We start from the raw sequence: 14,695 nt of genomic DNA, 5'->3' as shown, positions 1-14,695 counted from the left end.
CTTGTGAATGTCCAGTGAAAGTCGTTGAAGGACAGTCACCACAGCTTTTTCCTCCTCATAGGCTATGGAGAAGACGCTAAAACGAGGTGGAAGAAAATGGCCCAGCTGTATGCAAAAAGTTGCCTTGATCAAAATCTACGATCACTCGAAGAATGGAAGCAGGATGCCTTCACACAGTTTGGAGAGATGGTAGGGGATGAGGCAGATACATTTCCGTGTGTACCAGGCAGACAAGGATTTTTTCTCGATCATTTACGCTATGGATTTGTCGGTGATCTGCGGGGAGACGGGGCAGTGAATGAGTTAGCAGAGCTGCTAAAAGAATATCAAGGCTGCGCTAAACAAACTGGTCAATACGCTTCATTTATCTGCTTTTTTGAAACTCCGCAGGATTTAAAGGAAAGCCCAATTGAAGAATTTGAGCAGCAGTTCTGGTCATTGCTTCAACGGTTACATCAAAAAGATGAAGTGCCATGGCCAGCGGAGATTCCACTGGACCCTCATCACCATGAATGGGAGTACTGCTTTCATGGCGAGGCTTATTTTATTCTGTGTTCAACACCAGCTCATAAGCTCAGAAAGAGCCGCCACTTTCCATATGTCATGATGGCATTTCAGCCCAGATGGGTGTTCGAAAAATTGAATGGATCGACCAAGTTTGGACAAAAAATGAGCCAGCTCGTTCGCAAGCGGCTCAAAGCATATGATCAAGTTGACGTCCATCCATCGTTAAAATGGTACGGTGATCCAACAAATCATGAATGGAAGCAATATTTTCTCCCAGATGAAGAGGCGGAGAAACCAGCCTCCGCCAAATGCCCATTTACTGCTTTAAAAAACATGATGAAATTATGATGCGGCCTGATCCTGTTTCCACTTTTTTCTCATAAAGAGTACCATGATGCCAATCACGGCGATGATCCCAATGCTTATAAAAAAGCCGGGGCGTCCGCTTGCCTCTGTCAGAGTGCCTGAAACAGCCGCACCAATCAAGAGCAGGGCAAGAACCGTTTCACACGTTTGACGAGTAGATGGTTTTGACAGCTTTTTGCTCGAAAGCAGAATAAACACCCATGTGTATAAAAGAGTTAAGCCGGCTGCTGTTGTGAGATGCTCGTAAATGTGTTTGGACAAAAAGAGTGCCAGCAAAATGGAGACAATCAACCCTGCAGCAGTTAAAAGAATTGAAGACCATCTGACATGAGATGGTTCTTTTTGTTTAAAACAAGCAGGTGCATCCTGATGCTCCGACATCGTGCCAAGCAGTGTCGTGACTGCATAGAGGGAGGCAACCAATGTGGAAAACCCGGCAATAATGAAAATGCCATTAAAGATATGAAGGAAAATCGATAAATGAAATGGTTCTAGTGATGTAATAAATGGACTGCTATTCTCGTTAAAGGCTGTCACTGGCACAAGCAAAAGCGCAAGTCCGATGGAGACGATATAAATGACAGCAAGAATGATCAGCATCACACGTCCAGATTTTGCGGCGTCTTTCGGGTCTTTTAAATGAACCGCCATCAGCCCCATGACTTCAATTCCCCCGAAAGCATAAAACGCATAAATCAGCCCATTCCATAGACCGAGTGGGCCGAGCGGCATCCATTCATGGTCTTTATTTGGCAGGTGTAGGGTGGGCCTATGCTCTGTGAGAATGCCGCATAAAACAAGAACGGCAAGGACGACAAACAATAGGATCGCCCCGGTTTTCAGCACGGCAAGGACATTTTCCGTCTTTTGAAAAGAAGAAAGCCCAATGATAATCACAAGCAGGGCAAGAGCGGAATAAATCGCTGAAAATACCCAAAGTGGAATGGATGGAAACCAGTGACGAGTAAAAAGAGAAATCGCCGTCAGCTGACTCCCTGTGATGAGCATTTCTGAAAACCAATACACCCAGCCATTACTAAATCCCGCCCAGCGCCCATAGGCTTTTCGGGCATAGGAACAAAATGATCCCTTATCTGGGTTCTCGGCTGTCATCGCAGCCAGGTGTTTAAAGACGAGATATGTGCCGACTGCCGCAAGCAAAAATGAAATGCAGACGGAATAACCGGATTTTGTAATGGCGATGCTGGAACCAAGGAAGAAACCAGTGCCGATTGTACAGCCGACTCCGATAAGAGAAAGCTGCCACCAAGATAAAGATTGTTCTTCTTTCAATTTGTGTGCAACACCTTTCCGATTCAATAGCATTAGCTTGTGACCGCCTCTTTTTTTTTATACATGATCAAGAGGACGTTTTGGGCATACTGTCAACATGGAAAGGAGTGCATGTGATGAATGGAGAATACGTGATTTTACCAAAGGATGGATTTGGCTTTCGGTTAGGAAAAGGACAATGTATTCGAGTGGTTGATGTCGAAGGGCAGCAAGTAGCAGACGTGATGGCCTATCATGAAAAGGATTTTTATGAAAAATTTGATCAAGGCGCTACAATGGACAGCCTGTTCTCTTCCAAGGTGAAAAAGGGAGATCAGCTATATTCTAATTTATATAAACCAATGTTTACGGTCATCGAAGATACAGTTGAATGTCATGATTTATATATGCCTGCATGCCGGCAAGAAATGTATCAGCTCTTATACGGCAGGACGCACCTAGAGGTCATGCATACATGCTACGATAATCTCAGGACGGCCTTTGAGCCATTCGGGATTCCAAAGGAGGATATGTATTATCCTTTTAATGCGTTTATGAATACAGTTATTGATGAGAAAGGAAAACTGTCTGTCGAGCTACCAAAATCGCTCCCTGGTGATTACATTCGTCTGCGTGCAGAAATGGACCTCATCGTCGCCGTGTCTGCCTGTCCTGCCGACATTGGAAAATGCAATGGCTCAAGCTGTACATCCATCCGGGTGGAGATTGATTGAAAAGGAAAGACCAGTCAAAGAGACTTGGTCTATTTCGTTTGTGAATGTTTGATCATTTATGAAAAAGGGGAACGTCTAAAAAATATCTTTTTTCAAAACATGATATAATAAAGTAGCTAAAATCGTAGGTAAATCAATTGAAATGGAAGTAAAACCTGTTCTCTTCATGTAGAGGATGCTTAGGAGGAAAAGTGTATGAGTTTGCAGAAAAAAATCAGCCAAGAGTTGCATGTGCAGCCCTCAATTGACCCAAAGCAGGAGATCGAAAAACGGGTTGGATTTCTAAAGGCTTACTTGAAAAAGACCGGTGCAAAAGGATTCGTTCTTGGTATTAGCGGCGGACAGGATTCAACGCTTGCCGGCCGTCTCGCTCAGCTCGCTGTAAGTGAGCTTCGTCAAGAAGGAAAAGAGGATGCTGTCTTTATTGCAGTCCGTCTTCCACATGGCACGCAGCAAGATGAAGACGATGCGCAGCTGGCTCTATCATTTATTCAGCCGGACAAGTCTTGGAAATATGATATCGCGCCTGCCGTGACGGCATTCAGTGAACAATATCAAAAGGAAACAGGCGGTGCGCTGTCTGATTTTAATAAAGGGAACGTCAAAGCACGCATGAGAATGATCGCACAGTATGCCGTCGGTGGACAGGAAGGCTTACTTGTCATTGGAACGGATCATGCAGCCGAAGCTGTGACGGGCTTTTTCACGAAGTATGGGGATGGCGGTGCAGATGTTCTTCCGCTCACAGGTCTGACGAAACGCCAAGGACGGTTGTTGCTTGAGACCCTTCAGGCGCCGGAGCGATTATATTTAAAGAAACCGACAGCCGATCTGCTGGATGATAAGCCTCAGCAAACGGATGAAACAGAACTTGGTATTACGTACAATGAAATTGATGATTACTTAGAAGGAAAACCAGTTTCAGATCAAGCAGCAGAAGCGATTGAAAAACGCTATGTTCAATCAGAACATAAACGTCAAGTACCAGCTTCTATGTTTGATGACTGGTGGAAATAAAATAAGTGACCTCTCCAGAAGATGGAGGGGTCTTTTTATGTCAAATTTCAGCTGAATTTGACAGAATGAATCGAAAATGGTTCATTAATTAGTAGAACGATATACATAAGTCTGTTTGACTAAATAAAGGATGAATTGAAGAATAAGTGGTGAAATAATTAGTTCGATTCACTTAATTTCTCATCAAAAGACAGTATTTTCAGAAAAAATGATTGACGATAAAAACGAATGCGCTTACAATAAAAACACATTCCAAAAAGTGAAATTGAATTCCACTAGACGGAATATAAGGAGTCGTTCATCTCCAAATAAGTGGCTAAAGGAATGATTCACACAATGAAAAATCGAAGTGCACTGGAAATATACAAAGAAGGAGGCGCTTGGTGGGAGACTGAGATTAGTCATATTCAAAAAAATTCAATTGAACTTCGGGGCTATCCAATTGAAGAGCTTATTGGTCAATTATCGTATCCACAAATGCTTTATCTACTGCTTGTTGGTGAATTACTAGATGATTCGAAGGCAGCTCTTTTTGAAAGTGTTCTTGTCGCAGGTGCGGATCATGGGCCAAGAGCACCGTCTATTGCAGCGGCAAGAATGGCGGTTACATGCGGCATTTCGTTTAATTCTTCTGTTGCAACAGGGGTGAATCTATTAGGTGATATTCATGGCGGAGCTGGTGAAAAGGCGATGCGTATGTTATACGACGCCAAAGCAGCCTACGATGAACACAAGGATATCAAGTCTGCTGCAAAGCAAGTATGTCAGACGTGGTTAGCCCGCAAGGAAAAAATTCCGGGGATCGGTCATCAGCTGCATGACGATGATCCGAGAGTGAGACGGCTGTATGAGCTGAGTCAAACATATGTGCAGCAAGGTGATATCAGCGGAACGTACTTACGGTTAGCTGAGGCGATTAGGCATGAACTTGAACAATTAAAAGGGAAAAAAATCACGATGAATATAGATGGTGTATCTGCTGCGATCCAATGTGAATTAAGCATTCCAGCTGAAGCGGCAAAAGGCATCTTTTCCTTATCCAGAGGAATGGGCATCGTGGCGCATGCATATGAAGAGCTGACAAAAGGTGCCCTAGTGAAAGGCCCTTGTCCGAATGAAGAAAGACTTGTTCGTTATGCGGGGGTCGGGACGCGTCACTTGAAGGAGGGTGAGAGAATTTGAGTGAATTGAAAGCGTTGTCATATATAAACGGCGAATGGCTGGATGCAAACCATGGCAAAGAAGATATCATCAATCCATACTCTGGGGAAATGATTGGTACATCCTATCTTGCATCCTCAGAAGATATAGAACAAGCGCTTTCTATTGCGCAGCAAGCTAAAAAACAAATAGCGGCAATATCAGCATTAGAACGCTCAACGCTTCTAACAAAGGCAGCCGCTTTATTGGAAGAACAAAAAGAGCATTTCGCAAAACTCATTTCTTTAGAATTAGGCAAACCGCTTAAAAATACAAGAGATGAAGTCTCACGATCAATTGAAACGCTCGCACAGTCAGCTGAAGAAGCCAATCGATTAATCGGTGAGACCATTCCAGGCAATGTATCTTCCCGTGGACAGAGAGCAATGGCGATGACATTTAAAGTGCCGGTTGGGGTTGTGCTGGCGATTACGCCTTTTAATGCGCCTCTCAACTTAATTTGTCACAAAATCGGTCCAGCTTTTGCGGCAGGGAATGCCATTATTTTAAAACCAGCACCGCAAACATCAGCTGTTGCCACAGCGTTTGTTAAGCTCCTGCTTGAAGCAGGGTTTCCTGAAAAGAGCCTGCAGCTTGTGATTGGGGGAGTAGACGCCGGCAGACAGTTAGTCACGGATGAAAGAACCAATCTTGTTTCTTTTACTGGCGGTGCGGTGGGCGGAGAACATATTTCAAACTCTGCTGGATTAAAAAAGGTACTGCTGGAACTCGGAGGAAATGGAGCGACGATTGTTCATCATGATGCAGATATCGAGCAAGCCGCATCTCTTTGCGCCAAAACGGGCTTTAGCAACTCTGGTCAAAGCTGTATTTCTGTTCAAAGAATTTATGTTCACAAGCAAATTTTGTCGACATTTACTGAGACACTTAAACAAAAAGTAGAACAGCTCGTCGTTGGAGATCCGCTGTCTAGTGAAAGTGATATCGGCTGTATGGTTGATGTACAGGCAGCAAAACGTGTGGAGGCATGGATACGAGAGGCAGAGAAAATGGGTGCCGAGCTTCTATATGGAGGACAACGAAATGGCGCAAGCATCACACCGGCTATTTTGCTAAACCCGCCAAAACAAGCCAAGGTCGTCTGTGAAGAAGTGTTCGGTCCAGTTGTCAGCATTCTCCCATATGAGGAGCTGGATGAGGCAATCAAAGAAGCAAACGATAGTCGATATGGTTTGCAGGCAGGCGTCTTTACGAATCAGCTGGATGTTGCGTTACACGCAGCAAAAGAGCTTGAAACTGGCGGCGTAGTCATCAATGGGACATCGAATTTCAGACTAGATCACTGGCCATATGGCGGGATTAAACGAAGCGGTATTGGAAGGGAAGGCCCGCGTTTCGCCATCGAGGAGATGACCGAAACCAAAATGGTTGTGCTGCCAAATGGGCTATAAAGGGGGCAGATGGATGTGAATGTCTTTCAGCAAAAGGTGAAAAGTGCGCAGACAGGCGGTCAGCCGATGATTTGTACGCCGCTCATTGGACAAACAAAGGAAGAATTGTTTCTTGAAGTTGAGGTGTTAGCTGATAAAAAGCCTGATGTGATAGAGTGGCGAGCAGATTTTTTCAATCACCTCAATGACAAGGAACAAGTCATCACCACCCTGAAAGGGATGATTGAAAAGGCAGGTAGCATCCCATTTTTATTCACCATTCGTTCTGAAAAAGAGGGCGGCGAACGCATCTCACTCTCAGAGGATGAAAAAGTTTCCCTGCTTGTCGAGCTTTGTACCACTCATCTTGTGGCTGCCGTTGATTTTGAATTAATGCATGATGTCTCGCATATCCAGCAAGTCAGTCAGGCGGCTAAGAGAAACGGGGTCATCTTGATTGTGTCGTACCACGATTTCCAGCGTACCCCGGAGGCGGATCGGCTCGTGGAACTATTCACCAATGCAGAATCGGTCGGTGCCGACATTGCAAAGATCGCCGTCATGCCGCATTCCTATGAGGATGCATTGACACTACTTTCTGCGACAGGCAAGGCGAAAAAGCATCTGTCCATCCCCGTTATTTCGATGGCGATGGGGGAATATGGCGCCTTCACAAGAATGGTAGGTGGACTCTTTGGGTCTGTCATGACCTTTGCTGTAGGGAAAGAAAGCTCAGCACCTGGACAAGTTGCGATACAGGATTTGAATACCGTTCTATCGATTGTGTTTTCAAAGAATCAGTGAGTAGCAGATTCATAGCTGCACCGTGAGAGGAGAGAAACATGAAGAAGAATATATCTACACAGGTCATTCAGTATTTAGAAAATCGAGGAGTTGAGCATATCTTCGGTCTGTGCGGTCATACGAATATTGCTTTTTTATCAGCCCTAGAAAAAAGCCGTATTCAATTTGTGAATGTTAGACATGAACAGATAGCGGCGCATGCAGCAGACGGTTATGCACGAGCGAAAAAACAGACGGCTGTTGTGCTCAGTCACTTAGGTCCTGGACTCACCAATGCGGCAACAGGCGTAGCGAATGCCGCACTCGATTCCATTCCAATGGTTGTCATTGCAGGAGATGTTCCAAGTCATTACTACGGAAAGCACCCACACCAAGAAATCAATCTTCATTCCGATGCTTCTCAATACGAAATTTATCGCCCATTTGTGAAAAGAGCATGGCGAGTCGACATTCCAGAATTATTTCCAGAAATTTTATCAAAAGCGTTTCAGTTAGCTGAAAGCGGCCGCCCTGGGCCAGTCCTAATTTCAGTTCCGATGGATGTGTTCTCAAAAGACTTAGATGTGTCGTTATTTGAACAAATCGCTCATCATACACAAACCGTTGAAAAACCATCTATTGATGATCAAACAGCGAATCGGATATTAGATCGATTGCTGCAGGCAGACAAACCGCTCTTATATGTAGGGGGAGGCATTTTACTAGCCGATGCAGCAGAAGAGTTAAAGGCATTTTCTGACCATTTGAGCATCCCTGTTGCCCATTCTTTGATGGGGAAAGGGGCGATGCCGGATGATCATCCAATGACCCTTGGCATGACAGGGTTTTGGGGGACGAAATTTATCAATGATCAGTGTAAAGCAGCGGACTATATATTGGCTTTAGGCACCCGTTTTGCTGAAGCAGATGCGAGTTCGTGGGAATCGGAGTATACGTTCAATTTCCAATCAACCAAGCTCATTCATATTGACATTGATCCGAATGAAATTGGCCGAAATTATCCTGTGGAAATTGGAGCGGTAGCAGATCTCAAGCAGGCGTTGACTGTACTTAATCGTGTGGCGAAAGAAAGACTGCCAGAAGGTCTGGATCGCCCTGAATTGAAAAAGGACATTGCGGCATATCGTGAGGAATTTCAGAAGAGCAATTTGACGAATATTCAAGACGAGTCTTTCCCAATGAAACCACAGCGTATTTTGCAGGAAGTGCGAGAAGTATTGCCGCCGGATGCTTTCATTACAACCGATGTTGGCTGGAATAAAAATGGGGTCGGACAGCAATTTCCTGTATACACGCCAGGCACTATTTTAACCCCAGGTGGTTTTGCGACGATGGGATTTGGCGCTCCCGCTGCACTTGGAGCAAAGATTGCCCAGCCTGACCGTGTCGTTGTATCACTTGTTGGGGACGGCGGATTCGGTCAAAATCCATCTGTTCTCGCAACAGCCATGGAAGAAAACATTCCTGTCGTGTGGATTGTGATGAACAATAGTGCGTTTGGGACGATCGCCGGCTTGCAAATGGCACACTATGAAACGACATACGGCACTGTTTTTAGAAAAGATGGAGAAAGCTATTCGCCTGATTTTGCAGCCATTGCGAGAGGTTATGGGATGAAGGGGATCAAAATTACAGCGGCTTCTGAATTCAAAGAAGCTTTGGCTGAAGCGATTGCTTCTCAGGAACCATGTGTCATTGATGTAGCGATGAAAAATGATCCAGTGCCTACTGATGGACATTGGAACATTAATGATATTTATTCACCAAATACAAAACGTTCACATGTCAGTGTGAACTAAACATGACTAGGGAGGAATAAACAATGAAAATTAAAGTATTAAATCCATTTCAAGACGGTCATCCATTATGGTTAGGTTTAGATCATCCAGAAGAGAAAATGATTCGGAAAGTGTTTCAAACGATCACACCAGATACCGTAGGGTCAGAGCATATGATGGCAGGACTCACTATTTTTGAGCCGGGCGAAGCAAGCTCGGTACACAATCACCCGGGTTCAGAGGAATTTGATTATGTGATTAAAGGGTCCGGCGAAGTCATTTGCGATGGAGAAAGACAATCATTTAAGCAAAATGACTTTATGTTTATTCCTGATGGTGTCCCGCATCAGCATGTAAACACAGGGGACGAACCTTTATGGCTGATTTGGCTCTATACACCGCAAGGGCAGCTTCCGAAGGACTAAAAAACCTTGCACGAGAGAAAGAAGAAAAGGGGCTAAAATAGAAAGCATTTTAGCCCTTTATCAATTGAACGAAAGGGAGTCAAGCAATGAATAAGAATACACCGCTTGAAGGAATCAAAATATTAGATGTTTCTACGATGATTGCTGCACCATACGGCGCGGTGCTTCTAGGGGATTTCGGTGCAGAGGTCATTAAAGTCGAGATTCCTGGAAAAGGGGATACACTGCGGCATGTTGGTCCTTTTGCAGATGGTGAACCTTTGAGGTGGTCAGGGCTTTCAAGGAATAAGAAATCTCTTACACTCGATTTGCACAAAGAAGAAGCAAAAGACATTTTTAAAAAGCTGGCAGCGCAGGTTGATGTGATCATTGAAAATTTTCGTCCAGGAACACTTGAAAAATGGGACGTTGGGTACGATGTATTAAAAGAAATCAACCCTCGTTTAATTATGATTCGTGTTTCGGGTTATGGGCAAACCGGTCCATTTAAGGACAAGGCGGGGTTTGGTACACCTGCGACGGCGTTTAGCGGCTTTACATATATTCAAGGGTTTCCAGATCGGCATCCAGTCAGCCCGTCCTTTTCCCTTACGGATTATATCGCAGGAATCTATGTGGCGTTTGCCACTGTGACAGCGATGTATTACCGTGACACTCATTCAGAAGGAACTGGGCAAATGGTGGATTTGGCTCTCTATGAATCTGTGTTCCGCATGTTAGAGTTTTTGGTTGCTGAATATGACAAGCTAGGGAAGGTGCGTGAGCGTTCACCAGGGTTAAGCGGTCATTCAAGCCCTGCCGGCACCTATGAGACAAAGGATGGGCATTATTTGGTTCTTGTGACGAGTACAGATTCGACCTTTAATCGATTGGCAGAGGCGATGAATCGCTTAGATTTACTAGAGAACGAGAAATTCTCTGTGAATGCAGCTAGGCTGAAGCATAACGATGAAATGGATGCGATCGTCTCGCAGTGGATTGCGTCCAGAACAAGAGATGACGTCCTAGACATTCTAGATACACATGGTGTGCCTGTGAGTCCGATTCTAAGCATTCGGGATATCTTTGAGCATCCGCAATTTAAAGCACGAGAAAATATTGTCGAGGTGCATCATCCGCGTCTTGGAAAAGTGAAGGTGCCTGGGATCATTCCGAAGTTTGAAAAAACCCCCGGCCGTATTCGCCATATTGCGCCTGATTTAGGTGAACATAATTATGACATTTTAACGAAAATGCTTGGCTTCACAGAAGAAGAGTGTAAACAGTTAGAAGAAAAAGGGGTCATTTAAGACACTCAACCGATCCGCACGCTGCGGAAACAAAGGAGGATGGTTATGAAAGTGCATTCAGAACTGAAGGGGAACGACTTGCGGCCTGCTTATGTGAAACCAACAAAAGCTCGTTTCGGCATCTTGATTCTGTTGTTTTTTATTACCGCTATTAACTATATTGATCGAGCCAGTGTATCCATTGTTGCACCTGCGATTCAGTCTTCATTGCAATTAAACCCTGCCTTATTAGGCCTCATCTTTTCAGCATTTAGCTGGACCTATACAGCCATGCAGATCCCTGGCGGCTTTATTCTTGATAAGTTTGGATCAAAGGTAACGTATGGAATATCACTTGTGACTTGGTCTATTTTCACCGGTTTACAGGCGTTTGCGAACAGCTTTGCCTTCTTATTTGGCTGCCGTTTGTTTATCGGAATTACAGAATCTCCCGCATTTCCTGCGAATAATCGCATTGTGACCACATGGTTTCCAAGGCGGGAACGCGCATTTGCAACAGGGGTTTATACCGCTGGAGAGTATGTGGGGCTTGCATTTGCGACACCTCTTCTTTTTTGGATCATGACAACTTTCGATTGGAGAACCGTCTTTATCACTGCTGGTGCGCTCGGTATTATATTTGCTTTCTTTTGGTACAAGTTTTATCACGAACCGAAAGAGCATCCGAAGATCAATGAAGATGAGTTAGAATTGATCCGTCAAGGCGAAGGACTGACTGTGGCATCACAGGAGAAATTGAAATGGGCAGACTTTGCCGCACTTTTAAAATATCGTAAATTGATTGGACTCTATATTGGTCAATTTTCTGTTGCGTCTACCCTCTTTTTCTTTTTAACATGGTTTCCGACCTATTTAGCAGAGGCGAAAAATATGGCCTTTCTCAAAGTGGGTTTTGCGGCATCCCTGCCATACATTGCTGCATTCTTTGGGGTGCTGTTTGGAGGCTATGTGTCTGACTGGCTGCTTAAAAAGGGTGTATCGGTCAATGTAGCAAGAAAGCTGCCGGTTGTGGTCGGTCTGCTTCTGACAAGTACCATTGTTTTAGCGAATTTTACAACGAATATCCCGCTTGTGCTGACTATTTTATCCATCGCGTCCTTTGCGCAAGGACTGTCTAATATCTCCTGGACCATGCTGTCTGAGGTGGCACCAAGAGAAATGGTCGGGCTGGCTGGCGGCGTATTCAACTTTTTTGCTAACTTATCCGGCATCATCACCCCGCTGATCATCGGATTCATTGTATCGGCGACAGGCTCTTACAACGGCGGTATTTTATTCGTCAGCCTAGTGGCATTAGGCGGAGCGTTGTCGTATATCTTTATTGTAGGTAAGATTGAACGGATTCAATTAAAATAATAGAGAGTAAGAAAAAGAGAACTCATTGGGTTCTCTTTCAGCGTGTAGACAAACCCTCGCATTCAGTGTCAGTCCTGTGTGCCGGTGCTCACGAATGTCAAAATCGCTCCGCGTCGGTACTCGTCCTTCCTAGGGCTGAAAAGGTTTTCTATCACACTGAAAAAAAGACAAAGGGCTAAAATCAAGTTCATTTTAGCCCTTTGTCAACAATCTTGAAAGAGAACTCATTGGGTTCTCTTTTTCTATGAATAAAAGATGACGGTGATGATCGTTGCACATGCGATCCCCATGCTGATATAAAAACCAGCAAACCAGATATTCCATCGAGTGATTCGGTAAGGATTGACCTTCATCAAATCTGCTAATAGGGAGACAGATACATTATATGGGCTAAACATGACCGTTGAGGTTCCAGCGATAATGAACATGATGGCGATGGGAAGGGCAGGCAGTTCATGAATGACAGGTGCCATCAAGCTCACTAAGAGAGCAAGCGAAACGAGCGGGTGAAAACCGCAAAGAGCGGTGATGAGAAAATACAGCCCGATGACCCCATAAACCCAAATGGCATGATCTGATATACTGACGATAAATGCTTGAATCGGCTGCAGGCTGTTTGTGACAAGTAGCATATCGACAAAGAAGCCCGCGCTTAAAAATAGACACATATAATTGGAGAGCTGACGGGTTCGTTCTTTCCAATGGGGAATAGAGACAGCTACATATTGTTTTCGTTTTTTGATGATAGACGAGAATAATAGAGCGAAAGGAATAATCGTCAGCACAACAGCGAACAGATAACCTTTTCCAATCCAGGCGTCAACAAGCGAAACGACTGTCATAAAATTGAGCAGCATGAAAGCAAGCTGAAGGGTTTTTCTCTTGATGCGATGAGGGTTGGAGTGAACTTCTGCCGGCTGGATGATATGCGGCAATCGTTTGCTTTGACGAGAAAACAGCAACCAATCCGTCAACAGCACAAGCACCATTAAACAAAACGTAACGGGTGCAATCTGATAATATTTCAATTTGGTTGCATCAATGGTGACACTCACCAGTACTTCGACAGGACTCCAGCTAAGACATAGCGCATATGACCTTAAAAGATTGCGCGTATAAAGGTGCTGTTTGACTTGTTCCTGAAGGGCGTTCAGCGATGGTTTCAAGGATGTATATAATAAGGGAATCGTTGCGATATTTAAAAACATACCAAGAACATGAGTGACAAATGAACTCTTGCGATAAAGCTGATTTGTGCTCGTTGTATGTAAGGTAAGCAGTTTATTTAATTGAGTATCGAAATGTCCAACGTGTATGAGAGAATGAATAAATGGCAGCATGAAAAATAAAGAAAGCAAGCCTAACATGGAATGAAAATGAAGAAAAAGCGTATGCAAAGGCTGTTCTGACCAGAAAAATAACACCAATCCAATCAAGAGAAACATAGCACCCGTTTTCAAATAAAGCCCACTTGCCTTCTTAAAGGAAATGGTGAGCGAAGCAGTCGCCAGCAGACCAACCAAATAGGAGAGAATGGGAGCAGGGAATAGTTGATGAACGATGTATAAGCTAATAAGAAGTGTGAAAAGTAGCAGGTAGATCATGATATCTCCTCCATCAAAACATCTATTGGTTTTATTCCGTACAGTGGAATTTGTTTTCTTTTAATGGAACATTTAAAATGGATTATAGCAAAATTGGTCAATCATGTCGATAAGAAATCAAAGGGGAAAAGGAGAAAGTGAACATGGCTGATAAGAAGTCAAAAGAAGAATCAGGATTGCGTACCGTTCAGCGCGCTTTGGATATTCTTTCTTGCTTTAGCGAAGAACGTCAAGAGTTGACGCTAACGGACATTTCAAAAGAGATGAACTTAGCAATGTCTACCACAACGAGACTGCTCAAGGCACTTGAAATGAATCATTTTGTGGAAAAGAACCAAGAGACAATGAAGTACCGGCTCGGTCAAAGACTTTATCTTCTCGGTTATATTGCTGGGAAGTCCATCAAATTGAGGGAACTGGCAAAACCGCTCATGTACACACTTCGTGATGAAACAAAGGAAACCGTCAACCTGTATGTGCTCGATCACAAAAGCAGGGTATGTATTGAACAAGCCGAAGGGCTGCAATCGATTCGGCATCTTGTGAAAATCGGTGAGAAGTTGCCGTTATACGCTGGTGCTGGTGGAAAGGTGCTGCTTGCTTTCCAAACCGAAGAGTTTCAACAGCAAGTTTTCGCATCTGAGGCTGATCACATGACGATGGAGGAATGGCAAAAAGAATGTCGTCATATTCTTGAAACGCATACCGCTTGCAGTATTGATGAACGGGAAGTCGGATCGGCGGCAGTGGCGGCACCGATCTTTAACATTCATGGGGAAGTGCAGGCATGTTTATCCATATCTGGACCGACCCAACGATTTACTGAAGATGTCATCCCTCAGCTGCAGCAAAAAGTGAAAGAGCATGCCGAGAAGCTCTCCGAACAGCTCGGTTACGTCGTCAAACACAATTTTTAAGAATGCCTATCTTTTCTCAGTCCATTTATCATATA

The 14,695-nt window shown here is 44.2% G+C and carries 13 protein-coding genes; 11 read left to right on the top strand and 2 right to left on the bottom strand.

Annotation, left to right across the window (positions count from 1 at the left end; all coding sequences use genetic code 11):
* Window positions 1-96: 96 nt before the first annotated feature.
* Entirely contained in the window at window positions 97-855 is a 759-nt protein-coding gene (locus tag KFQ09_RS07830) for a YqcI/YcgG family protein (protein WP_035703119.1), read from the top strand.
* Here KFQ09_RS07830 and KFQ09_RS07825 read toward each other — a convergent pair.
* Complete coding sequence (locus KFQ09_RS07825; protein WP_255836191.1) at window positions 850-2,199, bottom strand: amino acid permease; 1,350 nt, start codon at window positions 2,197-2,199, stop codon at window positions 850-852. The two genes, KFQ09_RS07830 and KFQ09_RS07825, sit on opposite strands and share 6 nt — an antisense overlap.
* Before the next feature lie 83 nt (window positions 2,200-2,282).
* Here KFQ09_RS07825 and KFQ09_RS07820 point away from each other — a divergent pair, with 83 nt between their 5' ends.
* From KFQ09_RS07820 to KFQ09_RS07780, 9 genes are all read left to right on the top strand, one after another.
* Window positions 2,283-2,879 (top strand): DUF1989 domain-containing protein, encoded by a 597-nt coding sequence (locus tag KFQ09_RS07820; RefSeq protein WP_046527192.1) that lies wholly within the window; start codon window positions 2,283-2,285, stop codon window positions 2,877-2,879.
* 195 nt (window positions 2,880-3,074) lie between these two features.
* The gene (nadE, locus tag KFQ09_RS07815; RefSeq protein WP_007498287.1) at window positions 3,075-3,896 is read left to right on the top strand and encodes an ammonia-dependent NAD(+) synthetase; all 822 of its coding nucleotides are present in this window, start codon (window positions 3,075-3,077) and stop codon (window positions 3,894-3,896) included.
* Between the two features lie 324 nt (window positions 3,897-4,220).
* Complete coding sequence (locus KFQ09_RS07810; protein WP_082114286.1) at window positions 4,221-5,078, top strand: citryl-CoA lyase; 858 nt, start codon at window positions 4,221-4,223, stop codon at window positions 5,076-5,078.
* Window positions 5,075-6,508, top strand: a complete 1,434-nt coding sequence (locus tag KFQ09_RS07805; protein ID WP_099496289.1) for an aldehyde dehydrogenase family protein — start codon at window positions 5,075-5,077, stop codon at window positions 6,506-6,508. Before KFQ09_RS07810 ends, KFQ09_RS07805 begins: the two co-directional genes overlap by 4 nt.
* 9 nt (window positions 6,509-6,517) lie before the next feature.
* A complete protein-coding gene (gene aroD, locus KFQ09_RS07800; protein ID WP_255836190.1) occupies window positions 6,518-7,291 on the top strand; it encodes a type I 3-dehydroquinate dehydratase in 774 nt (257 codons plus the stop codon).
* Between the two features lie 38 nt (window positions 7,292-7,329).
* On the top strand, window positions 7,330-9,090 hold the full coding sequence (locus tag KFQ09_RS07795; RefSeq protein ID WP_060832057.1) for a thiamine pyrophosphate-binding protein: 1,761 nt from the start codon (window positions 7,330-7,332) through the stop codon (window positions 9,088-9,090).
* 23 nt (window positions 9,091-9,113) lie between these two features.
* Window positions 9,114-9,494 carry a cupin domain-containing protein gene (locus KFQ09_RS07790; protein WP_017366575.1) on the top strand — a complete coding sequence of 127 codons (381 nt, stop codon included), beginning with the start codon at window positions 9,114-9,116 and terminating at the stop codon, window positions 9,492-9,494.
* A gap of 86 nt (window positions 9,495-9,580) precedes the next feature.
* Entirely contained in the window at window positions 9,581-10,783 is a 1,203-nt protein-coding gene (locus KFQ09_RS07785; RefSeq protein ID WP_046342582.1) for a CaiB/BaiF CoA transferase family protein, read from the top strand.
* 45 nt (window positions 10,784-10,828) lie between these two features.
* Entirely contained in the window at window positions 10,829-12,139 is a 1,311-nt protein-coding gene (locus tag KFQ09_RS07780) for an MFS transporter (RefSeq protein WP_046342583.1), read from the top strand.
* 242 nt (window positions 12,140-12,381) lie between these two features.
* On the opposite strand, the gene KFQ09_RS07775 is transcribed toward KFQ09_RS07780, so the two are convergent.
* Window positions 12,382-13,743: a hypothetical protein gene (locus KFQ09_RS07775; protein WP_255836189.1), complete on the bottom strand. Its 1,362-nt coding sequence runs from the start codon at window positions 13,741-13,743 to the stop codon at window positions 12,382-12,384.
* A 143-nt stretch (window positions 13,744-13,886) separates the two neighbouring features.
* On the opposite strand from KFQ09_RS07775, the gene KFQ09_RS07770 reads away from it, so the two are divergent.
* Window positions 13,887-14,660, top strand: a complete 774-nt coding sequence (locus tag KFQ09_RS07770) for an IclR family transcriptional regulator (RefSeq protein ID WP_113747516.1) — start codon at window positions 13,887-13,889, stop codon at window positions 14,658-14,660.
* Window positions 14,661-14,695: the final 35 nt, after the last annotated feature.

It is taken from the genome of Bacillus sp. FS02 (assembly GCF_024398395.1).
Classification (GTDB): domain Bacteria; phylum Bacillota; class Bacilli; order Bacillales; family Bacillaceae; genus Bacillus; species Bacillus altitudinis.
The sequence above is the reverse complement of the archived record's forward strand: the minus strand, read 5'-3'. Positions and strand labels throughout refer to the sequence as shown.

What these genes read in the sequence shown, in the direction of transcription:
- KFQ09_RS07790 (WP_017366575.1), top strand. Translation starts at nt 9,114, where the DNA reads ATGAAAATTAAAGTATTAAATCCATTTCAAGACGGTCATCCATTATGG.
- KFQ09_RS07770 (WP_113747516.1), top strand. Translation starts at nt 13,887, where the DNA reads ATGGCTGATAAGAAGTCAAAAGAAGAATCAGGATTGCGTACCGTTCAG.
- KFQ09_RS07785 (WP_046342582.1), top strand. Translation starts at nt 9,581, where the DNA reads ATGAATAAGAATACACCGCTTGAAGGAATCAAAATATTAGATGTTTCT.
- KFQ09_RS07820 (WP_046527192.1), top strand. Translation starts at nt 2,283, where the DNA reads ATGAATGGAGAATACGTGATTTTACCAAAGGATGGATTTGGCTTTCGG.
- nadE (WP_007498287.1), top strand. Translation starts at nt 3,075, where the DNA reads ATGAGTTTGCAGAAAAAAATCAGCCAAGAGTTGCATGTGCAGCCCTCA.
- aroD (WP_255836190.1), top strand. Translation starts at nt 6,518, where the DNA reads ATGGATGTGAATGTCTTTCAGCAAAAGGTGAAAAGTGCGCAGACAGGC.
- KFQ09_RS07830 (WP_035703119.1), top strand. Translation starts at nt 97, where the DNA reads ATGGCCCAGCTGTATGCAAAAAGTTGCCTTGATCAAAATCTACGATCA.
- KFQ09_RS07775 (WP_255836189.1), bottom strand. Translation starts at nt 13,743, where the DNA reads ATGATCTACCTGCTACTTTTCACACTTCTTATTAGCTTATACATCGTT.
- KFQ09_RS07810 (WP_082114286.1), top strand. Translation starts at nt 4,221, where the DNA reads ATGATTCACACAATGAAAAATCGAAGTGCACTGGAAATATACAAAGAA.
- KFQ09_RS07780 (WP_046342583.1), top strand. Translation starts at nt 10,829, where the DNA reads ATGAAAGTGCATTCAGAACTGAAGGGGAACGACTTGCGGCCTGCTTAT.
- KFQ09_RS07825 (WP_255836191.1), bottom strand. Translation starts at nt 2,199, where the DNA reads ATGCTATTGAATCGGAAAGGTGTTGCACACAAATTGAAAGAAGAACAA.
- KFQ09_RS07795 (WP_060832057.1), top strand. Translation starts at nt 7,330, where the DNA reads ATGAAGAAGAATATATCTACACAGGTCATTCAGTATTTAGAAAATCGA.